Origin of the sequence: Staphylococcus sp. T93 (genome assembly GCF_016743875.1) — a bacterium.
GTDB lineage: Bacteria > Bacillota > Bacilli > Staphylococcales > Staphylococcaceae > Staphylococcus > Staphylococcus aureus.
Window position 1 is genome coordinate 1,244,966 of sequence record NZ_CP068247.1, and the last position, 22,426, is coordinate 1,267,391.

General features: G+C 33.5%; 15 protein-coding genes, 1 pseudogene and 1 riboswitch. Of the genes and pseudogenes, 4 read left to right on the top strand and 12 right to left on the bottom strand.

Annotation, left to right across the window (positions count from 1 at the left end; translation table 11 throughout):
* The first annotated feature begins 258 nt into the window (after window positions 1-258).
* Window positions 259-1,527: a BaiN/RdsA family NAD(P)/FAD-dependent oxidoreductase gene (locus tag JG553_RS05970; protein ID WP_000285019.1), complete on the top strand. Its 1,269-nt coding sequence runs from the start codon at window positions 259-261 to the stop codon at window positions 1,525-1,527.
* Window positions 1,528-1,643: 116 nt separating this feature from the next.
* Here the strand turns inward: JG553_RS05970 and sasC are convergent, their stop codons facing one another.
* The 4 genes from sasC to JG553_RS05990 all read right to left on the bottom strand — a co-directional run bounded on the left by sasC (window position 1,644) and on the right by JG553_RS05990 (window position 12,766).
* Window positions 1,644-8,204, bottom strand: coding sequence for an LPXTG-anchored aggregation protein SasC (sasC, locus tag JG553_RS05975; protein ID WP_001050546.1), 6,561 nt, complete (start codon window positions 8,202-8,204; stop codon window positions 1,644-1,646).
* A gap of 342 nt (window positions 8,205-8,546) precedes the next feature.
* Window positions 8,547-8,858: a rhodanese-like domain-containing protein gene (locus JG553_RS05980; RefSeq protein WP_000836465.1), complete on the bottom strand. Its 312-nt coding sequence runs from the start codon at window positions 8,856-8,858 to the stop codon at window positions 8,547-8,549.
* A gap of 21 nt (window positions 8,859-8,879) precedes the next feature.
* Window positions 8,880-11,297 (bottom strand): leucine--tRNA ligase, encoded by a 2,418-nt coding sequence (leuS, locus tag JG553_RS05985; protein ID WP_001549041.1) that lies wholly within the window; start codon window positions 11,295-11,297, stop codon window positions 8,880-8,882.
* Window positions 11,298-11,584: 287 nt separating this feature from the next.
* Window positions 11,585-12,766 (bottom strand): MDR family MFS transporter, encoded by a 1,182-nt coding sequence (locus tag JG553_RS05990; protein ID WP_001025061.1) that lies wholly within the window; start codon window positions 12,764-12,766, stop codon window positions 11,585-11,587.
* A 109-nt stretch (window positions 12,767-12,875) separates the two neighbouring features.
* On the opposite strand from JG553_RS05990, the gene mnmL reads away from it, so the two are divergent.
* Window positions 12,876-13,829, top strand: a complete 954-nt coding sequence (mnmL, locus tag JG553_RS05995) for a tRNA modification radical SAM protein MnmL/YtqA (protein ID WP_000526539.1) — start codon at window positions 12,876-12,878, stop codon at window positions 13,827-13,829.
* Window positions 13,826-14,389 carry a tRNA 5-(aminomethyl)-2-thiouridylate-methyltransferase MnmM gene (gene mnmM / locus JG553_RS06000; RefSeq protein WP_000764419.1) on the top strand — a complete coding sequence of 188 codons (564 nt, stop codon included), beginning with the start codon at window positions 13,826-13,828 and terminating at the stop codon, window positions 14,387-14,389. Before mnmL ends, mnmM begins: the two co-directional genes overlap by 4 nt.
* A 119-nt stretch (window positions 14,390-14,508) precedes the next feature.
* Here the strand turns inward: mnmM and JG553_RS06005 are convergent, their stop codons facing one another.
* From JG553_RS06005 to JG553_RS06020, 4 genes and pseudogenes are all read right to left on the bottom strand, one after another.
* Window positions 14,509-14,910, bottom strand: a complete 402-nt coding sequence (locus JG553_RS06005; protein ID WP_000757543.1) for a transcriptional regulator, SarA/Rot family — start codon at window positions 14,908-14,910, stop codon at window positions 14,509-14,511.
* A 570-nt stretch (window positions 14,911-15,480) separates the two neighbouring features.
* Window positions 15,481-16,142 (bottom strand): annotated as a pseudogene (locus JG553_RS06010) (transposase); the annotation flags it as partial.
* Between the two features lie 346 nt (window positions 16,143-16,488).
* Window positions 16,489-17,316, bottom strand: a complete 828-nt coding sequence (locus JG553_RS06015) for an alpha/beta fold hydrolase (protein ID WP_000266096.1) — start codon at window positions 17,314-17,316, stop codon at window positions 16,489-16,491.
* 2 nt (window positions 17,317-17,318) lie between these two features.
* Window positions 17,319-17,438: a hypothetical protein gene (locus tag JG553_RS06020; protein ID WP_001790712.1), complete on the bottom strand. Its 120-nt coding sequence runs from the start codon at window positions 17,436-17,438 to the stop codon at window positions 17,319-17,321.
* A gap of 111 nt (window positions 17,439-17,549) precedes the next feature.
* Here JG553_RS06020 and JG553_RS06025 point away from each other — a divergent pair, with 111 nt between their 5' ends.
* Window positions 17,550-18,551 carry a proline dehydrogenase family protein gene (locus JG553_RS06025; protein ID WP_001196354.1) on the top strand — a complete coding sequence of 334 codons (1,002 nt, stop codon included), beginning with the start codon at window positions 17,550-17,552 and terminating at the stop codon, window positions 18,549-18,551.
* A gap of 121 nt (window positions 18,552-18,672) precedes the next feature.
* Here the strand turns inward: JG553_RS06025 and ribH are convergent, their stop codons facing one another.
* Genes ribH through ribD form a run of 4 tightly spaced genes read right to left on the bottom strand, consistent with a single transcriptional unit; the run spans window position 18,673 to window position 22,024 of the window.
* The gene (gene ribH / locus JG553_RS06030; RefSeq protein WP_001008551.1) at window positions 18,673-19,137 is read right to left on the bottom strand and encodes a 6,7-dimethyl-8-ribityllumazine synthase; all 465 of its coding nucleotides are present in this window, start codon (window positions 19,135-19,137) and stop codon (window positions 18,673-18,675) included.
* Between the two features lie 12 nt (window positions 19,138-19,149).
* Window positions 19,150-20,331 carry a 3,4-dihydroxy-2-butanone-4-phosphate synthase gene (ribB, locus tag JG553_RS06035; protein WP_001159022.1) on the bottom strand — a complete coding sequence of 394 codons (1,182 nt, stop codon included), beginning with the start codon at window positions 20,329-20,331 and terminating at the stop codon, window positions 19,150-19,152.
* A 10-nt stretch (window positions 20,332-20,341) separates the two neighbouring features.
* Entirely contained in the window at window positions 20,342-20,974 is a 633-nt protein-coding gene (locus JG553_RS06040; RefSeq protein ID WP_000493892.1) for a riboflavin synthase, read from the bottom strand.
* A gap of 6 nt (window positions 20,975-20,980) precedes the next feature.
* The gene (gene ribD / locus JG553_RS06045) at window positions 20,981-22,024 is read right to left on the bottom strand and encodes a bifunctional diaminohydroxyphosphoribosylaminopyrimidine deaminase/5-amino-6-(5-phosphoribosylamino)uracil reductase RibD (protein ID WP_000077344.1); all 1,044 of its coding nucleotides are present in this window, start codon (window positions 22,022-22,024) and stop codon (window positions 20,981-20,983) included.
* A gap of 126 nt (window positions 22,025-22,150) precedes the next feature.
* Window positions 22,151-22,286: riboswitch (FMN riboswitch) on the bottom strand.
* Window positions 22,287-22,426: the final 140 nt, after the last annotated feature.

The window sequence follows — 22,426 nt, forward strand, 5'->3', positions numbered from 1 at the left end:
ATTGTCATTGAATACTAGATTTTGATTAGAATATTACGAAATTTCATATAAACATTATACTACTATTTGAGATGAACATCGCATAACAGTAGAAAAATCATTCTTATCATACACATACATCTTCATTTTTTATGAAGTTCACATTATAAATATATTCAACATAATTGTCATCTCATAACACAAGAGATATAGCAAAGTTTAAAAAAGTACTATAAAATAGCAATTGAATGTCCAGTAACAAATTTGGAGGAAGCGTATATGTATCAAACAATTATTATCGGAGGCGGACCTAGCGGCTTAATGGCGGCAGTAGCTGCAAGCGAACAAAGTAGCAGTGTGTTACTCATTGAAAAAAAGAAAGGTCTAGGTCGTAAACTCAAAATATCTGGTGGCGGTAGATGTAACGTAACTAATCGATTACCATATGCTGAAATTATTAAGAACATTCCTGGAAATGGGAAATTTTTATATAGTCCCTTTTCAATTTTTGATAATGAATCCATCATAGATTTTTTTGAGTCTAGGGGTGTTAAATTAAAAGAAGAAGATCACGGGCGTATGTTTCCAGTTTCCAACAAAGCACAAGACGTGGTTGATACATTAGTGACAACTATCGAACGCCAACATGTAACGATTAAAGAAGAAGAAGCTGTTAGTAGAATCGAAGTTAATACAGACCAAACTTTCACTGTACATACTCAAAATAATAGTTATGAAAGCCATTCGCTAGTGATTGCTACAGGTGGTACAAGTGTCCCTCAAACTGGTTCAACTGGTGATGGTTATAAGTTCGCACAAGATTTAGGTCATACCATTACTGAGTTATTCCCGACCGAAGTTCCAATTACATCAGCTGAACCTTTCATCAAATCCAATCGTCTAAAAGGTTTAAGTTTAAAAGATGTTGAATTGTCAGTACTTAAGAAAAATGGTAAAAAACGCATCAGTCATCAAATGGATATGTTATTTACTCATTTTGGTATCAGTGGTCCAGCTGCATTAAGATGTAGTCAGTTTGTTTATAAAGAACAAAAAAATCAAAAGACACAGCACATTTCTATGGCAATCGATGCATTTCCTGAATTAAACCATGAACAATTAAAACAACACATCACATCATTATTATCGGACACACCAGATAAAATCATTAAAAACAGTTTGCATGGTCTAATTGAAGAGCGCTACTTACTGTTCATGCTGGAACAAGCAGGAATCGATGAAAATACCACATCACATCACTTATCAAATCAACAATTGAACGACTTAGTAAATATGTTTAAAGGGTTTGTATTTAAGGTGAACGGGACATTACCTATAGATAAGGCATTTGTCACAGGTGGTGGTGTGTCACTTAAAGAAATTCAACCTAAAACAATGATGTCTAAATTAGTTCCGGGATTATTTTTATGTGGTGAAGTATTAGATATACATGGTTATACTGGTGGTTATAATATTACAAGTGCACTCGTAACAGGACATGTCGCTGGATTATATGCCGGACATTACTCACATGCATCAATGGAATAATAGTATAAAATTTGGTTCGATTCTCTTTAGTAGATCAACTTTTTCATTCAAATAAAAATGACCTTAATATAACTGAGTCACTAAAAAGTGTCGTTATATTAAGGTCATTTCGTTAATTATGATTCTTTTTCGTTTTTAGTACGTCTTCTAGCTAACAAAGCCGCACCTGTAATCAGTGCAAATTCTTTCAATGGTAAATCCATTCCTTCAGAACCTGTATTTGGAAGTTCTTTTTCAACTTTGCGCGATTCATGTGTCTCTTCTTTTTTAATAGGCGTACAAACTTTTGGAGCTGGCTGAATTTCTTTTGGTGATACTTTCGTCGCTTCAGCTGGTAATTTAATTGCTAAAATTTCATCAACAATGAATTGCGTGTGTTGTTTGATGTCATTTAATGTCGCATCTTCATCAATCATTCTATTGCCATCTGCAACATATTGATCAATTAATACTTTTACTTTAGCTAATTGTTCTGGTGTTGCGATCGCTTTGAATTTCGCATATGTTTGTTGAGCAATGTTATCAATTCGCAGTAAGCTATTTTCTTTTTCAGTAATTACTGCTTCTATATCGCTTAATGCAACATTAAATCGTTTTAAAACTGCATCAACATCAGCATTAGTGCGTGCTGTTTTTAATTCTTCATCCATTTGTAATTTTAAAGCAGTTATAGCTTTTAATGCATCAGCCTTATTACGATTACTTACTTTTCGATAATTTTGCACTAAAGCAGTGACGCGTGCAAGATCATCATTAATCGTTTTTTCAGCATCTGGCTTTTTAATAGGATGTACATCTAAATCATGTATTGTTTGTAGATTTAATGATGCTGTTTTATCAACTTGTGCATTGCTACGATCTTGATCAATTTGTCCAATAGCAGTGTCATAAATATTTTGTAACTGTGCTAATATACTATTTCTTTCTTCTACCGTTGCTTGAATATTCGCTTCAATTGCTTGTTTTTTATCGTTGAATAATGTTGTCAATTGTTCTCGAGCAGACGCCTTTCTGTTAATAACAGGTTCGATTTCACGAATTTCGTTTTTCTCATCATGCAATAAATATGCCACATCTGCATTAGTCACTGCACTAGCAATTTGTTGTTTAGCTTTAATTAACTCTTTTTCAACTTGTGCTATTGCAATATTTTGTTCTTCATCTGTCGCTTCGTTATTTGCTTTAATTAAATTAATTTTATTTGTAGCGATATTTTGAATTTGTTGTAATGCTGTTGCTTTAACTGTTGTCGCTGGTTTAATTTTTGAAATAATATTTTGAGCATTTATACTATCTTGATTAACTTGGGCAGTCTTATCTGCATGATTGATCTGATCAATAGCCTGATTAAGTGCTTGTTCTACTAAATGTTTAGCAGCTAGTCTTTCTTCTTCAGTTGATAAATCGCTTTGATCGATTAGTGCATTTTGAGCTTCGGCTTTTACACCAACAGATTGACGCGCTGCTGGTTTAACTTGAACTTTAGGTAAAATCACTTTGATGTTGTCGTTGCCATCAGTCTCAGTTCGATCCACTTCTGCATTCGTTTTGTTTTGTGCAATGTCATTTTTAATTGTATTTACAATTTTATTTAAAGTATCAATAGCAACATCTCTTTCATCTTGAGTAGTATCCAACGTATTTCGGATTGCATCGAGTTGATTTTTATTATTTTCTTCAATGCTATCAAGCGCAGCTCGTTTACGTCTTACTTTAGGTTTTATTTGCTCTATTGCCTTGATTGTTTGATTTCTAACATCAGTAACAGCAGCATCTTGATTTGTATTTTCTATTTCTTGTTGCGCTTGTTTGAGTGTGTCGCTAATTAATTGATTCGCTTCATCTAATTCATCAACTGTTGCATGTGGTGTATCTTTTATTGATTCTACTTGATTTTCTGCACTTGCTTTTATTGCTTGTTGTGCTTCAGGCTTAATTACAATATGAGGTTGTACACCTTTTAGTGTAGCAATGCCATTTGTTTCAACACGTTTCACATCATTATTCGCTATTGCTTGATCGATGTTTTGTAATGCACGTTTTTCATTATTCGCTAATTGATTTAAAGCAACTTGTTTTTCTTCATCAGTCGCATGTTCCGCTTGCTCAATTTCGCGCTTTTTAGCTTCATATTGTTGCTTAACTGCATCTCTAGCAGCTGCTCTAACAATATGGTCAGGCGTCACTAAAGCAATGCTATCAAGCGCTTGACTTGTTGTATCATCAACTTGTTGATTTGTTCTATTATTCGTAATATCTGTCATGGCTTGATTTACAAATTCATTGATTTTATCTAGTGCTACTTGTCTTTCTTCTGCTGTTGCTTCTTTATCCTGATTAATCTTAGCACGTAATTCATTCGCTTTTTGATTGATTTTTTCACGTGCAGCTGGTTTAACTTTTGTTTCAGGTTGAATAATTTTAATCGCTGATACACCATTTGTTGCTGCTTGATTCACCTGACTATTCGTTTGAGCTTGGTCAATAGCTGCAAGTGCTTTTTCTTTTTCTTTAGCTAATGCTTGTGAAGCAACTTCTTTCTCATTATCTGTTGAATCAAGACTATTATCAATTTGCTGTTGCTTTTCTTTAACAGCTTTTTCAATATCTGCAATTGCCTTTGTTTTAATTACTACTTCAGCTTCAACATTATCTATAGCATTTACCGCTTGATTTGTAGTTGTGTCTACCTGATCATTTGTTTGGTTTTGATTAATTTGATTAATTGCTTGATCTTTAAGTTGATTGATTTGATTAACAGCAGCCTGCTTTTCTTCGTCAGTTGCATTAGGTGTTTGTTTAACCGCTTCAATACGCTTCGCCACTTCAGCAGTGATTTTATCTCGCGCTGCTTGTTTTTTTACTACATCAACTTGAACAGCATCGATATTATTCTCTGCTACTGTCGCAGCTTGGTCTACTTCTGCATTTGTGTTAGCTTGTTTAATACTTTCAATAGCTTGTTGTCTGTCTTGATTTAAAGTATTGATCGCAGCATTTTTCTCATCATTCGTTGCATCTGGTGTAGCATTGATTTCAGCTAATTTAGCATTATAATGCTGATTGATTTGTGCTAATGCTGCAGGTTTTTTAACAATATTTGGCTGAATCGCATTAATTGCTTTTGTACCTAATTGTTGCGCTTGATCTACTTCCGCATTTGTATCAGCTTGATTTATATTATTAATTGCCGTTGCTAACTCTTGATCCACTTGATTTAAAGCCACTTGCTTTTCTTCAGTTGTTGCATTTGTGTTTTGATTAATTTCTTGCTTTTTAGCAGTTGCTAAATCATTTAATACACCTGTAGCAGTTTGTTTCTTCGTTACATGCGGTTGAACTGCGCCGATTTGATTGACTGCATCGTCTCTAATACTATTGACCATCGCAGTAGTAGACGTCACACCAATATCAGTTAATGCTCTATTTTTAAGTGTATTGACACGATTTATCGCTTCTTGTTTCTCTTCTCGAGTCGCGCCAGTTGTAGCATTGATATTTGTTATCGCCTCTCGCGCTTTATCATTTACAACATTGCGAGTATCCGTTTTAACTTGTGTTGCCGGTTGAATCACTACTATATTTTGTGTGCCCTGATCTTTTGCTTGTGCAACTTCTTGATTCGTATCTGCTGCATTAATATTTTGCTTCGCTGTGGCTACAGCTTGATCAAGTAATTGTTGTGCTGCTTGTTGTTCTTCGAGCGTCGCATCATTATTATTAAATATCGTATTATGTTGCGTTTCCGCACTTTTATCGATGGCATTTTTTGCATCTGTTTTTACTTTTGTAGCTGGTGTAATTGCTTGTATTCCTTGAATCGCATTTGTCTTTACTTGTTCAACATCAGCATTGGTATTAGCGTTTAAAATGTTTGTGTTTGCTGCAGTTACAGCAGCATTCACTTTGTCAATTGCTGCTTGTCTTTCTTCTTGAGTCGCATCAGGATTAGCATTGATCTCTGCGATATGTTGTTGTGCATCATGTGATACGGCATCCCTTGCAGCTTGCTTAACAACAGTTACAGGAGCAATTGGATTAATGGCATTTAGACCATCTCCTTTGGCGTTATCAACATTAGCATTTGTTGTTGCTTGATTGATTTGTTCTAAAGCATGGTTGGTTGCTTGAGTTAATTCGTTCAATGCTGCATTTTTCTCTTCCTGAGTTGCTTCTCTATTACTATTTATTTGTTGTCTTTTCGTTGCTGTTGCTTGGTTAATTGCATCTCTTGCAGCTTTTTTATGAGTTACTTGAGGAACAACTGCTCCAATAGTATTGATGCCATTATTTTTAGCTGTTTCAACGTCAGCATTTGTAGTAGCATTCGTAACATTATCAATAGCATCTGTTTCATCCGTAGCTAATTGATTTAGTGCATCTTGAATCTCGTCTTCAGTAGCATCTGGTGTTGCATTGATAATTTCCCTTTGTTTCGTTGCTTTATCACGTATTGCTTTTTTAGCATTTGGTTTAACAACCGGTGTTGCAGTATCCCCACTTAAGGTCTGTATACCTTGATCTTTGATTCTAGTAACGCCATCATCAGTCGTTTGGTCACCAATATTACCAATTATTTCATTTTTATGTTCCTCGATAACTTGTATTGCTGCTTGTTTTTCTTCATCTGTCAATTCATCATTTTGATTAACTAAATCTTCCATTTGGTCAACTTTTTTATTAACTGCATTTTCAGCATCAACACTTCGAATTAACGTATGTTGCATTTGATTAGTTAATGAATCAATATATGCTTGAGAAACTCTTTTATTTAATGGTACATTGTTACGATTTTCATCTAAAATCGTTTGTGCGCGTCGTTTCAGACCATTAAAGATATCTAATGACGCAAATGTATAATCAGCTTGTTGAATACGTCTGTCAACTTCGGCTTGTAATGCATCTTTATTCATGATGATATCGATAGTATATGGATTTGTACTTACAGTATGACTTTCTGCAGCTGAATTAATGAAATCTTGTGTATATGTTTTATACGTTAATGTCTCGTTAAATGTTACTGTTCTTGGTGTCGGCACATTATTTACACGTAATTTATATCTTAAATCGAGTATTTTATCAGGCATAAGTCGTGCCGGAGAGTTTGCTGTACCTCCTCCAGTACTTTTAATTGTTATCACACGATTTGCTGCATCATATGTAACATTCATATCATTAACATCAACGCCTGAATTGTTACTTGGAAAATCTTTAGTCAATGAATTGTTCACATATTCAACACCTTCAGGTAATTGAACTTGATATACAAAGTCATTTGTATCTAGAGAAGCACCAGAATTACCATTATTCTTTAATGATGTTGTTACAGTAAACTCTTTATTATTTGTTGCTGTTGGATCCATTGTTCGTCTTTCAACAAAAACATGTGACCCAGAATGAAGTCCGATAGAGTCAACAAAGCTATAGTATTTGTAACCATCTTTTAGTTGATAAATGCCACGCGCATCTGTTATTGCGTCATTTTTAGGTACAAATTGAATTTTGAGATTTCTCACATTATCAGGTACTTTAAATAAACGCAAAGTTGGACCGCCTTCAACAGTCTTTTCAGCAATCGTATCATTAGTATCAGCATTTTTGATAATAACATTTGTTGCGCCTTGACCGTTTTTAGTAGTCATTGTATTAAATTCAAAGATTAATTCAGAATTCGGATTTACTGTTAATGCTTTCTCGATACCATTAAAATCGCCATGGTCATTCGTATCAGTTCCATGTATACGACCTAATGCAATTACATTTCCTTGTGCTTGATAGTTCTTATTATCTCCTGAATCAAACATGCTCGTTCTTACCATTGCATGACTAAACACCCCTACTTTGCCACCATTGATTAGTGTGAAGCCCGGCAAGTTATTAACAACGTTTACTGTTGGCACAGAACGGTTGGTACTTGGTCTAATACCATTGTCATCAAATGACAGCACTTCGTTAGGTGCATTTTGTCCTGCATTATTGGCATTAGGATCAGTTGTTGGCGTATATGGCGCTGTAATTGCAACTGGTGCACCACCGTTTCCTACCGCTGCAGCCGCTGGATCTGCTGGAGTTGCATTAGGATCTGCCGGTGCCGCACGTCTACTTCTCTTTTTCGGTCTATTAGATGCTGGTTCAGCAATTGCAACTAGCTCTGGTTTATTTGAAGAATGACGAACATCTTCTTGAATTTCCTTTAAAGTTAGATGTCCTCCTGAACCATTTTCATTTGTTTTAGTTGGTACATTTAATGCGGTATTATTCGACACTACATCATTATTATTAGCGTTTGACACTGTCTCAGTTGCTGTTGTATTGCCATCTGTATGATTATTGTTTTGTGCTGAAGGCGTACTTGATTGCACTGATGTTGGCGTAGCTTGATTTACTATACTACCATTATTATGATTAACCAATGCTTGATTCGTTGCTTGATTGGTTGTTGCAGATTGATTAGGTGTATTCTGCGCACTATTTGCTAAACCTCTATTATTAGCAACATCTTTATCTTGTGAATTTACAGGTGTTGCTTGATTAGTATCGCTTTGTACATTATTATCCGTAGTTAAGGCTTGTGCACCATTTGGGTTTGAAAGTAATAAAACTGTTCCGATTAAAGTAGAGAATATGCCTACTTTATACTTCCTAATACTATATTTATTTTTCTTTAACAAATTCATTTCATTTTCCTCCTGGTTGTCTGTTCTCTGCTGTGTTGTTAAGAATTATGCTAAAAATATACGCTCCCTCATATTATATTTATAGCTATATTATATTTATAGCTATATTATTTTGTACAATATTTTAAGTTCACTCAATTTTATCATCATCATTTTATAAAATAAAGTTTTATTTTATTACAATTTAGTTTCCGTTTTGTAATTAAAATCTTAATAAAACATAACAAGAACGCTTTAGATTGTTTTGTAACAGAAAGTAATTCATACCAAAAAACACCAAGCAACCGAAACGTTACTTGGTGTCATTACAAATGTAATATTATTTTAAATTATGTCACTACTTTAAATACTTTTTATTTCCAAACCTTCATCGCCCCATGCGTGCATGCCGCCTTCGACATTTACGGCATCAATGCCATTTGCCTCTAAATATTCTACAACTTTAGCGCTTCGAACTCCACCAGCACATACAATATAATATATTTCATTTTTATTAAATGAATTTAAATTATCCGGAATGGTATCCATTGGAATTAACTTTGCATTAGGAATATATCCCATTGCTGTTTCTTCATCAGTACGAACATCAACAATTTGAACTGGTTTAGATTCTAAAAGTTTATTTTTTAATTCATCTGTAGTAATTGACTTCATTTCAAAGTCCTCCTTAAAACATTATTTAGCTACAATATTGACTAATTTTTGAGGAACAGCGATGACTTTCATGATGTCTTTACCTTCAATACTCGCTTTAACATTGTCATTAGATAAGGCAATTTCTTGCATTTCTTCTTTTGATGTATCTTTAGCAATTTTAATTTTAGCTCTCAATTTACCATTCACTTGAACAACGATTTCTACTTCATCATCTACAAGTAGTGCTTCGTCATAAGTTGGCCAAGGTTGGTACGTAATAGACTCTTCATGTCCTAATTTTGACCATAATTCTTCACCGATATGTGGTGCAATAGGTGCTAACATTTTAACGAAGCCTTCAATGTAAGGTTTATAAACTTCATCAACTTTATAACACTCATTAATAAATACCATTAATTGACTAATAGCAGTATTAAATCCTAATGTTTCAAAGTCTTCTGTTACCTTTTTAACAGTTTGGTTATAAACTTTATCTAAAGATTTATTATTTGTAGTTACAATTTTTGAACTCAATGTCCCATCTTCATTTACCATTAAACGCCATACGCGATCTAAGAATCGACGAGACCCATCTAATCCTTTTTCACTCCATGCAATTGCAGCATCTAAAGGTCCCATAAACATTTCGTAAAGACGCAAAGTATCTGCACCATGAGACTGTACTATATCATCAGGATTGATTACATTTCCTTTAGATTTACTCATCTTCTCATTACCTTCTCCTAAAATCATACCTTGGTTAAATAATTTTTGGAAAGGTTCTTTAGTAGGTACGATAGCCAAATCATAAAGGACTTTATGCCAAAATCTTGCATATAATAAGTGAAGAACCGCATGTTCTACTCCACCGATATATAAATCAACAGGTAACCAATGTTTTAATTTTTCAGGATCTGCTAACATATTTTCATTTTTAGGATCGATGTAACGTAAATAATACCAACAACTACCTGCCCATTGTGGCATTGTATTTGTTTCACGACGTCCTTTCATACCTGTTTTTTCATCTACAACATTTACAAATGAATCAATATTAGCTAGTGGAGACTCACCAGTCCCTGATGGCTTGATTTCATCTGTTTCAGGTAACAACAATGGTAGCTCTTCTTCAGGAACAGTTGTCATTGTTCCATCTTCCCAATGAATGACAGGAATTGGTTCGCCCCAATAACGCTGACGACTGAATAACCAATCTCTTAATTTGTAATTAACTTTCTTTTCGCCAGCACCTTTTTGCTCTAATAATTGAATAGCTTTAGTAATTGCCGCTTCATTTTCTAAACCATCAAGTTCACCAGAATTAATATGTTTACCTTCACCAGTGTATGCTGCTTCTTCAACATTTCCACCTTCGATGACTTCAATGATTGGCAAATCAAACTTTTTAGCAAATTCATAATCTCTGTCATCATGCGCTGGTACTGCCATAATTGCTCCAGTACCATATGTTGATAATACATAATCAGCAATCCAAATTTGTACTTTTTCACCAGATAAAGGATTAGTTGCATATGCACCAGTAAATACACCTGATTTATCTTTTGCTAAATCTGTACGTTCTAAATCTGACTTTTTAGAAGCTTCTGTTTGATAAGCTTTTACTTTTTCTTTATATTCATCTGTTGTAATTGAATTAACTAATGCATGTTCAGGACTTAAGACTAAGAATGATGCACCATAGATTGTATCTGGTCTAGTCGTAAATACTTCTACTTTTCCTTCCGTATTATCTACATCAAATGAAACTTTGGCCCCTTCAGAACGTCCAATCCAATTGCGCTGCATATCTTTTAAAGACTCAGGCCAATCTAAATCATCTAAATCTGCTAATAATTGATCTGCATATTCTGTGATTTTAAGTACCCATTGTTTCATCGGCTTACGATAAACTGGATGTCCACCACGTTCAGAGACACCATCAATCACTTCTTCGTTAGATAAAACAGTGCCTAATGCTGGACACCAGTTAACTGCAACTTCATCAACGTATGCTAAACCTTTGTTATATAACTGTATGAAAATCCACTGTGTCCATTTATAGTATTCTGGATCTGTTGTATTAACTTCACGATCCCAATCATAACTGAACCCTAATTCTTTAATTTGTCGTTTAAAAGTTTGGATATTTTTCTTTGTAAATTCACGTGGGTCGTTGCCAGTGTCTAAAGCATATTGCTCTGCTGGTAATCCGAATGCATCCCACCCCATCGGATGTAATACATTATATCCTTGCATTCTTTTATATCTTGAAATGATATCTGTTGCTGTATAGCCCTCAGGATGTCCAACATGTAAACCAGCACCTGATGGATATGGAAACATGTCTAAAGCATAAAATTTCTTTTGACCTAAGTTATCATTTGTTTTAAATGTTTTATTTTCGTCCCAATAGTCTTGCCATTTCTTTTCAATTTGATTGTGGTTGTAATTCAACACATTTCCTCCTATTCAATAAAAAAGACACCTCTAACTATTCTATTTACATAGGGACGACATTTGCCGCGTTACCACCCTATTTCACAAAAATTGTGCACTCATTTTAATAGTAAGAGATGTCATTCATTCAATTTAAAATTAATACGATTTACATTTAGTCCTTAACACTAGCTCTCAGCATCACTAGCTTTCTGTAGAAAAGCTCCAAACGAAATTAAATTATACAAATTAATATTATGTTATAACGACATTTATTTCAAGTCTATAACGTTAATTCTATTTACTCATTATGCATCTATTTTTTTAGGTTGCGTATTATTCTCCTTGAAAACCATTAATAATATTAATGCAAATACAAGTAGTAGCATCATACCGATAAACATCATGCGCATATTAAACGCATCAACTAATACACCACCAAGAAATGGACCAAATGCTTTTCCTACTGTAGCAGCTGAATTCACAAAACCTTGGTACTGTCCTTGCTTACCATCTGGCGCTAACTGATTGGCTATAGTTGGAACTGCTGGCCATACAAACATTTCTCCAAAAGTTAAAATAATCATACCGACAACAAATATTGTAAAGTTTTCGGCAAAACTCGTGACAAAGAACGACAACATAAAAATGATGATGCCGACAAACATTTGCTTCTTTAAGTTTCCTTTTAACAGATAGAGAATCGGTTTAATTAATGGTTGTGCTACTAAAATCATTATTCCGTTAATTGTCCATAAAACACTATATTGTGCCATTGAAATATTAATAGATTGTGTAAATGAAGCGATTGTAGACTCCCATTGAATATATGCAACCCAACAAATTGCAAACATTGCACAAATTAGTACTAATGAAATAAATCTTGCTTTATTCTTTTTACCAGTAATATCTAAATGAGTTGGATATTTAACTTTCGCATTAATTTCAATATTAAATTGCGTTACCGCGACAAGCGCAAACACAACATACATAATAAGATTGGCTAAAAAGATATAGTTAAAGCTAAATTCTGCGACAAAGCCGCCCATTGCAGCACCGACAGCCACACCAATATTTTGCGCTAAGTATATCGCATTAAACGTTTGTCTTCCGCCATTTGGCCACACTGCTCCAGCCATAGCGTATATCGCAGGAATAATCATTCCGCCACCAAACCCTAACATTACAAGCCATACAGCATACCAAGGCCACCCGTGAAAGAAATTAAGTAGCGTTGTACTACAAAGACAAGTGAAAGTTCCAATTAAAATCGTCTTGTATCCACCTAATTTATCAAATAGTGAACCACCTAATAAGTTTCCAATAACCATGCCAAATGAATTTATCATTAGCACTAAACCAGCAACAGTTAAACTTTTTCCAAGTTCTTGTTTCATATAAATTGTATTTAAAGGCCACAAAAAACTGGAACCAGTAATATTTAACGCCATGCCAATTACTAGCCACCAGACTGATTTAGGTATATTCATATTTCATAGTTCCTCTCTCTTTTTTGTCAAACTATAATAAACACTATAACATTAAAATATGTTAAAATCTGTACTTAGAACTCTTTTTTTATAGAAAGGAAAATGACATATGGGCAATCATTTCCAATACGCTTTTGAAAACAAACGTTATCACACATGGAATTACCATTTAAAAAATAAATTTGGACAAAAAATATTTAAAGTTGCATTGGATGGCGGGTTTGACTGTCCTAACCGCGATGGCACTGTAGCACATGGTGGATGTACATTTTGTTCTGCTGCAGGTAGCGGAGACTTTGCAGGTAATCGTGCAGATTCAATCGCAGTACAATTTAAAGAAATTAAAGAAAAGATGCATGAGAAATGGCACGAAGGAAAATATATTGCTTATTTTCAGGCATTTACAAATACACATGCACCGGTTGAAGTATTAAAAGAAAAATTCGAACCTGTACTTAAAGAACCGGGTGTTGTGGGATTATCTATTGGTACGCGTCCTGACTGTCTACCAGACGATGTTGTCGAATATTTAGCAGATTTGAATCAACGAACATACTTATGGGTTGAATTAGGACTACAAACAATCCATCAGTCAACATCTGATTTAATCAATCGTGCCCATGATATGAAAACTTATTATGATGGTGTGGCAAAATTACGTAAGCATAATATCAATGTATGTACACACATCATTAATGGCTTACCTGGCGAAGACTATGACATGATGATGGCTACTGCCAAAGAAGTTGCACAAATGGATGTACAAGGTATTAAAATTCATTTACTTCATTTGTTAAAAGGTACACCGATGGTAAAACAATACGATAAAGGTTTATTAACTTTTATGACTCAAGAAGAGTACACAAACCTAGTTGTGGACCAATTAGAAGTGATTCCCCCTGAAATGATCGTTCACCGAATTACCGGTGATGGTCCAATAGATATCATGGTAGGTCCAATGTGGAGTGTTAATAAATGGGAAGTATTAAATGGCATCGATGCTGAATTAGCACGTAGAAATTCTTATCAAGGCTTGCGTTACAAGTCTAAGGTGAAGCAATGAAATTAGAACGTATACTCCCTTTTTCAAAAACACTTATTAAACAACATATAACACCAGAAAGTATTGTTGTAGACGCAACTTGCGGTAACGGCAATGACACTTTATTTTTAGCCGAACAAGTACCAGAAGGACATGTTTATGGTTTCGACATTCAAGATTTAGCTTTGGAAAATACACGTGATAAAGTTAAGGATTTCAATCATGTTTCTTTAATAAAAGATGGACATGAAAATATTGAACATCATATAAATGATGCACATAAAGGTCATATTGATGCAGCCATCTTTAACCTAGGTTATTTGCCTAAAGGTGATAAATCTATCGTGACAAAGCCTGACACGACAATCCAAGCTATTAATTCATTGCTATCATTAATGTCAATTGAAGGTATTATTGTACTTGTTATATATCATGGTCATAGCGAAGGACAAATTGAGAAGCATGCATTGCTTGATTACTTGAGTACTTTGGATCAAAAGCATGCGCAAGTTTTGCAATATCAATTTTTAAACCAACGTAATCATGCTCCATTCATTTGTGCCATAGAAAAAATTTCTTAAGCATTTGCTGCGCTATACTATTTATAATTTAGGATTGAGTAGTCAACATTTGAAAAATTAATGCCAACAACAAAAAGAGGTTTTCAACTTAATGAAAACCTCTTTTTATGCTATTAAACTTACACAGCAATAATTGCGTTTAAACTATTTTGCATTGCTGTTGCTCTACTTGCAATCGCATCACTGATGAAATTCAACAACTCTACTTTCTCTTGTTGTAACTTTTCATTGAAATGAATAATAACTGTTCTTTCATCGTCAACAGGACGCTCTTTGTAAATCCATTCTAATTCAACTAAATTATTATACGTTCTCGTACGCTTATACGGTTTAACTTCAACAAATCTGTCCATTTCTTTAAGCGTCATAGAACCTTTTTGCCATAAAGTTAGTAAAATTAAAATTTCTTCTCTAGACATTTTGTATTCGCTTTCAATCTCGCTGAAAATTGAGTTAATGTCACCCAAAAGTGTTTCTAATTGCAAAATTCCAAATACAGTGTCGTTATTTACTTTTTTCATGCTAAACATCTCCCAATTAATAATCACATATTTAGCTACTATACAAGTATTAACAAACATCCCAACAATCCCAAAACTTGTATGTGCTAACTTATGCATAAAACTACAAGTGTAAATAAACTTGCTTTCTATTCAATTGTCAAAGTTGAATAAAATTAAATAAGTATAAAAACCAATAATCAATAGAGTTAATATTTAGAAATAAGATAATAGTACATAAAACAAATCACTCTATTACATATTAATTTTATAATTTATATACAAAGAAAATATATCAATATTACCATTAAATTGCAACAATTCTACATATATTTCTTCAAAAAAGATACGCATTGAATTTTTATTACATATAACTCTCATGAAAATTGATTAAACTAAATTAATTAGTTAGCCTTAAATTTAACAAATTAAATCAAACCGAATGAGGCTAAATTGGTTATTTTTCAAGATATGATTTGTATAAATCAAAACATTTCTTACAAATCAAATGTGTATAAAATGTGATATACATTTTCAACCTTAAAAAAGTTCTAAAAAAAGATGAGCATCTACTGTCTCATCTTTCAGTTCTTTTTTACGGGTCTGTTTTCTAATTTGAGCACAATCTTCGATTTCTTTATCTAAATGACTACCAATTAAATCTATTTCTTCTATTGTTAAATCGCTATCTCCATCTTCTTTTATCTCTGGTATTATTTTTTCTTCAACTAAGTCACGATATAGTGTTTTTGAATTCTCGTTCAATTTCGATTCGTGATTTTGAATACTTTCTTCCGCACCAATGTATATCTATTGGCACTAGCTTCTACTTTTGTACCATCAATAAAAATTGAATTATCATCAATAAGATTTTGCTTTAAACATTGACTATAGAACTGAATAAATAAAGATTCAATTAACGCATCAGTATTAGGATTCACTCTAAAACGATTAATAGTTTTATAAGAAAGTGTTTGATCTTGGGCTAACCACATCATTCGAATACTGTCATGAAGTAATTTCTCTATTCTACGACCAGAAAATACAGATTGAGTATATGCATATAAGATGATTTTTAACATCATTTTTGGATGATAGGATGTTGCACCACGATGATGTCTGAATTCATCGAATTCGCTATCAGGTATCGTTTCAACAATTTCATTAACATATCGCGAAATATCATTTTGAGGAATTCTAACGAAGTTTCTATTGGTAGTGTAAGTTGGGGTCATGTTATAATTTTTATACATAAGGCACCTCTTTAATTTAGTTTAGTAGTATTTATTAAATTATACGAAGGGACCCAACACAGAAAATTCATTTTATTGAATTTTACATTTATGTGCAAGTTGGGAAAAATGTCTTATTTTTTCAAAGTATTTAAAAGTAAAATTACATGTTAATACGTAGTATTAATGGCGAGACTCCTGAGGGAGCAGTGCCAGTCGAAGACCGAGGCTGAGACGGCACCCTAGGAAAGCGAAGCCATTCAATACGAAGTATTGTATAAATAGAGAACAGCAGTAAGATATTTTCTAATTGAAAATTATCTTACTGCTGTTTTTTAGGGATTTATGTCCCAACCTTTTTAGAATATTAAATTTCTACAATTTCGTCATCTTCAACAATAAAGCCCATTGTATTGACGCTGTTATTTAAGAAAGTCAGAATATAACGCATTACTTCATCACGTTCTGGCTCATTGTGAACCTCGTGGTAAAAACCTTGCCAAGCTTTAAAATATAATTCAGGTGTTTGATATTTTTCTTTAAACTCATCAATTGCCCTAGTATCAACAATTAAATCCTTCGTTCCATACATTAATAGCGTTGGCATTGGTTGAATGTCATGAATATGAGCCATCGTATCTTTCATCGTCTCATTAATTGTATTATACCAATGATACGTTGCTTTTTTTAACATTAAACCATCGTTAACTGTTTCTTCAACAATTTCTAAATTACGTGTTAAATCTTTTGGTTCTACACCAACATTAAAACGTGTGTCTTTTGAAATTTTACCTATATTTGAAACAAGTTTATCTTTACGATTTTTTCCATTCTTTTGAAGTTCTAGCATAGGAGAAATTAACATCATCCCCTCGATTGGCAATTCTACTTTTTCAAGTAAATTTAATAAAATCAAACCGCCAAGTCCTACCCCTAATACATAAGTAGGAATTTTATATTCATTAGCTATCTTTAACCAGTCTAGCAAACTTTCGTGATACGTTTGAAAGTTTTCAATTTGTCCTTTATTAGCTCTTGAAGTTTGACCTTGACCAGGCAAATCTCCCATAATCACATGATAGCCATTTCTTCTTAACATCGTAATAACATATGCATATCTTCCCGTATGTTCTAATATATTATGAGCAATAACAACGACGCCTTTCGCATCATTTTCAGCTTCCCACTTCCACATTATTATACTGCCCCTTTTTCATTAATCTTCAATAACATAATTATAGCAAATTCACTATGTAGATTTCTATTTATAGTATTATTGTTGTCCATATTATTATATATAAATGAAATCAACATCAATAATAGTGTAATTATACATAATTATTTTTGATTGTTTTTGATGAAAACGCTTTCTCGAATATTTTTTTCATGCTAAACTTATTGTAAACACAAGGGTTTGGAGGAGTAGCAATGGCACTATTAAAGAATTTTTTTATCGGATTATCTAATAATAGTTTTTTAAACAACGCAGCAAAAAAAGTGGGCCCACGTTTGGGCGCCAATAAAGTCGTTGCCGGAAATACAATTCCAGAGTTAATTAATACAATCGAATACTTAAATGACAAGAATATCGCTGTTACGGTAGACAATTTAGGGGAATTTGTCGGTACAGTTGAAGAAAGTAATCATGCTAAAGAACAAATTTTAACAATTATGGACGCGCTTCATCAACATGGCGTAAAGGCACATATGTCTGTTAAATTGAGTCAGTTAGGTGCAGAATTCGACTTAGAATTAGCTTACCAAAATTTAAGAGAGATTTTACTTAAAGCAAATACTTACAACAATATGCATATAAATATTGATACTGAAAAATATGCTAGCCTGCAACAAATTGTTCAAGTTTTAGATCGCTTAAAAGGCGAATTTAGAAATGTTGGTACTGTAATTCAAGCATATTTATACGATAGCCACGAATTAGTTGATAAGTACCAAGATTTACGATTACGTTTGGTTAAAGGTGCATATAAAGAAAACGAATCAATTGCATTTCAATCTAAGGAAGACGTAGATGCAAATTACATCAAAATAATTGAACAACGTTTGTTAAACGCACGCAATTTCACTTCAATTGCAACACATGACCATCGCATCATTAATCATGTAAAACAATTTATGAAAGAAAATCACATTGAAAAAGATCGTATGGAATTCCAAATGCTCTATGGTTTTAGATCAGAGTTAGCAGAAGAAATCGCAAATGAAGGCTATAATTTCACTATTTATGTACCTTATGGCGATGATTGGTTTGCGTATTTTATGAGAAGATTAGCAGAACGCCCACAAAACCTATCTCTTGCTGTAAAAGAATTTGTGAAACCTGCTGGCTTAAAACGTGTTGGCATAATTGCAGCTTTAGGAGCTACAGTTATGTTAGGTTTAAGTACAATTAAAAAATTATGCCGTAAATAGAGCAAGACATAAACAATAATTTAGGAGTCTGGAACAATAATCAATGTTCTAGGCTCCTAAATGTTATATTGGCAGTTCTGAAACATTTATAAATCTTTGATTATGAACTCACAACAGTGCTCTATGCTTTTATAGATTTTAATAAATTAGCCATTTCAATTGCACTTACTGCTGCTTCAGCACCTTTATTGCCAGCTTTCGTACCTGCTCTTTCCACAGCTTGTTCAATACTTTCAGTCGTTAAAATACCAAATATGACTGGTACATTAGTTTGATCATTCACTTTAGAAACACCTTTCGCGACTTCATTACAAACATAATCATAATGAGACGTAGCACCGCGAATTACGCATCCTAATGTAATTACTGCATCATAATTTCCTGATGAGGCTAATTTTTTAGCTACTAAAGGAATTTCAAACGCACCTGGCACAAATGCTACATCAATATTGTCTTCATTAACATCATGTCGAATCAAAGTATCTTTTGCACCTTCAAGTAATCTTCCAGTGATAAAATCATTAAATCGACTAACTACGATTGCAACTTTCAAATCTTTTCCAATTAATTTACCTTCAAAATTCATGTTAAAATCCTCCTATATTAAATGACCCATTTTTATTTTTTTCGTTTCCATATAATCATGATTATGTACCGTTTCTGGTACGATAACTTCAATTCTTTCTGCAATATCAATGCCATATTGTTTTAATCCCTCAAATTTACTTGGATTATTACTTAATAAATTGATATGTTCGATGTTAAAATATTTTAAAATCTGTGCAGCAATATGATAATCTCGCAAATCTTCATCAAAACCTAATGCTAAATTTGCAGTTACTGTATCATATCCTTGCTCAATTAATTCATATGCGCGTAATTTGTTTAACAATCCTATGCCACGACCTTCTTGAGGTAGATAAATAATCATGCCACCATGTTCATTGATATACTTCATAGACGATTCAAGTTGAGCACCACAATCACAACGTTGACTATGGAAAATATCGCCTGTAAGGCACGCAGAATGTAAGCGTACATTTTCATGTTGTCGAATTGCACCTTTTGTCAGTACAACTATCTCTTCATCTGTGTATGTCGCTTTAAAACCATACATATCAAATGTTCCGAAATCTGTAGGCATTTTCACTTTTGCCTTAAATTCAATTTCTGGTTCTAATTTTTTACGATATTCAATTAAATCATCAATCGTAATCATCTTTAATTGATGTTTTTCTTTAAACTTTTGTAAATCTTGTCCTTTCGCCATCGTGCCGTCATCATTCATAATCTCACAAATGACACCAGCGGGCTTGGCACCAGTAAGTTTAGCTAAATCAACAGCCGCTTCTGTGTGTCCATTTCTAGCTAATACGCCTTTATCTTGTGCTACTAATGGAAATAAATGACCAGGACGATTAAAATCTTTAGCTTCACTACTAGGATCAATGAGCTTTTTGGCAGTCAATGTACGTTCATAAGCACTAATTCCTGTTGTTGTATCTACATGATCAATACTCACTGTAAATTGCGTACCAAAGATGTCGGAGTTATCATCAACCATTTGTACCAAATCCAAACGTTGTGCAATATCTTTAGACACTGGTGCGCATATTAATCCCCTTGCTTCTTTCGCCATAAAATTAATGGTATTATCGTTCATCCATTCAGTAACCGCTACTAAATCACCTTCATTTTCACGATTCTCATCATCTACTACAATAATTGGTTCTCCATTTTTTAAAGCCATTAAAGCACTGTCAATATTATCGAATTGCATGCTACCCCTCCTAAAAACCAAATGCTCTTAATTTATCTACAGATAATTGGTCTTTATCTTTATTTAAAATATTTTCAACATATTTAAACAAAACGTCTGTTTCTAAATGTACTTTATCTCCTAATTTTTTGGATGATAAAATCGTTGAACGCCTCGTTTCTGGAATAAGATGAATGTCAAAACTGTTATCATGCTTATCAAATACCGTTAGACTAACACCATCCACAGTAATAGACCCTTGCTTAACTAACTGATTATTAATATGTTGGCTACATTGAATCGTAATAATTTTTGCATTGGCTGTTTCATTTATTTTTGAAACTGTTCCTAGTTCATCTACATGACCGAGGACAAAATGTCCACCAAACCTACCGTTACCACTCATGGCACGCTCTAAATTTACTTCTGATTGTCGCTTAACATCTGCTAAATAGGTTTTATTTTCAGTGCCTTTAATTACTTGAACAGTAAAAGATGTCTGATTAAAATCAATCACTGTTAAACATGCACCATTAACACTGATGGAATCACCAATATGCATATCTGCCGTAATCTTATGTGCTTCAATTTCAATCGTCCTGACTGATTGACGAATTTGAACACTTTTAACGACACCTATTTCTTCAACGATGCCAGTAAACATGCATCATCACTTCTTTCGTAAAGTTAATTTAACATTTTGATTTAATAACTCGGAATGAACAATTTCAAATTGGTTCGCATCTGGTATCTCAATCACATCATTTGTTTGATAAAATTGATAATTTCCAGATCCGCCAATTAATTTCGGGGCATAATAGAGAATAAATTCATCTATATAATTAGATTGGAGAAATTCTGAAGTAGTGGTTGGACCTGCCTCGACTAGCAAAGTTCCAACTCCTCTTTTATATAAATTGTGAAGAATTGTTGTTAAATCGCAAGACTTCAAGTAAATAATTTCAATATGTGTTTGATTGGTTGTTAAATTTGGATTTTCAGTATATATCCAAATTGGTGTTGATTCATCTTGATAAATTTGCTGATTAAAATGAATATTCCCAGACTTAGACAATATTACTTTTATAGGGTTTTTTCCATCTTGAATACGTGTAGTATATTGTGGATCATCTAATTCAACTGTACGTCTTCCAGTTAACACTGCGTCGTGTCGATGTCTTAACTTATAGACATCTTGTTTAACCTCTTTGTTAGTAATCCATTGACTTTGTCCATTATCATTCGCTTGTTTACCATCTAAACTTGCAGATACTTTCACTGTAATTTGTGGCAGTTGCTTTGCTTTTGCTTTAAAAAAGTCTTGGTATAATTGTGATGCCCGTTCATCATCAACGCATTCAACCTCAATACCGTGAGCCCGTAACGTCTCATCACCATGTGTGTCTAACGAATTGTCTTTTGTTGCGTATACTACTTTTGCTATCTTACAATCAATTATTTTGTTAACACAGGGTGGTGTTGAACCAAAATGACTACATGGCTCTAACGTAATATAAATCGTCGCACCTTCAGCATTTTGTTGTGCCATATCAAGTGCTTGAACCTCCGCATGCTTGTCACCTTTTCTCAAGTGTGCACCAATACCAACAATCCTACCTTCTTTAACTACAACAGCGCCAACGGGTGGATTAACACCTGTTTGACCTTGTACCATATTTGCAAGTTGAATCGCATAATCCATAAATTGACTCAAATGATCACCTCTATAAACAAAAATCCTCACATCATGAATTAAGATGCAAGGAGAAAAATTTATCGTTAAATAAGCCTATTTGTACACATTTTTACAAATACGCTACATTATCTTTGTCGATAATTAACATTCTTTCTCCCATCCAGACTTTAACTGTCGGCTCTAGAATCTCACTAGATCAGCCACTAATATGAAACATATTAGCAGGTCGCAGGCTTTATTTACTGCCGGTTGGGAATTTCACCCTGCCCCGAAAGAATTATATATGAAATTGTTATAGATTATTTGAGTACGTAGTATGTCAACTACATTTAAAATGATACTATATGTTTTCTGAAAAAACAATTAATGACGGTTTTAATTTAATATAATCTGAGTACTATAGGCATCTCATTGATATGA

Coding starts and splice junctions, on each gene's coding strand:
- JG553_RS05970 (WP_000285019.1), top strand. CDS start 259: ATGTATCAAACAATTATTATCGGAGGCGGACCTAGCGGCTTAATGGCG.
- sasC (WP_001050546.1), bottom strand. CDS start 8,204: ATGAATTTGTTAAAGAAAAATAAATATAGTATTAGGAAGTATAAAGTA.
- JG553_RS05980 (WP_000836465.1), bottom strand. CDS start 8,858: ATGAAGTCAATTACTACAGATGAATTAAAAAATAAACTTTTAGAATCT.
- JG553_RS05990 (WP_001025061.1), bottom strand. CDS start 12,766: ATGAATATACCTAAATCAGTCTGGTGGCTAGTAATTGGCATGGCGTTA.
- mnmL (WP_000526539.1), top strand. CDS start 12,876: ATGGGCAATCATTTCCAATACGCTTTTGAAAACAAACGTTATCACACA.
- mnmM (WP_000764419.1), top strand. CDS start 13,826: ATGAAATTAGAACGTATACTCCCTTTTTCAAAAACACTTATTAAACAA.
- JG553_RS06005 (WP_000757543.1), bottom strand. CDS start 14,910: ATGAAAAAAGTAAATAACGACACTGTATTTGGAATTTTGCAATTAGAA.
- JG553_RS06015 (WP_000266096.1), bottom strand. CDS start 17,316: ATGTGGAAGTGGGAAGCTGAAAATGATGCGAAAGGCGTCGTTGTTATT.
- JG553_RS06025 (WP_001196354.1), top strand. CDS start 17,550: ATGGCACTATTAAAGAATTTTTTTATCGGATTATCTAATAATAGTTTT.
- ribH (WP_001008551.1), bottom strand. CDS start 19,137: ATGAATTTTGAAGGTAAATTAATTGGAAAAGATTTGAAAGTTGCAATC.
- ribB (WP_001159022.1), bottom strand. CDS start 20,331: ATGCAATTCGATAATATTGACAGTGCTTTAATGGCTTTAAAAAATGGA.
- JG553_RS06040 (WP_000493892.1), bottom strand. CDS start 20,974: ATGTTTACTGGCATCGTTGAAGAAATAGGTGTCGTTAAAAGTGTTCAA.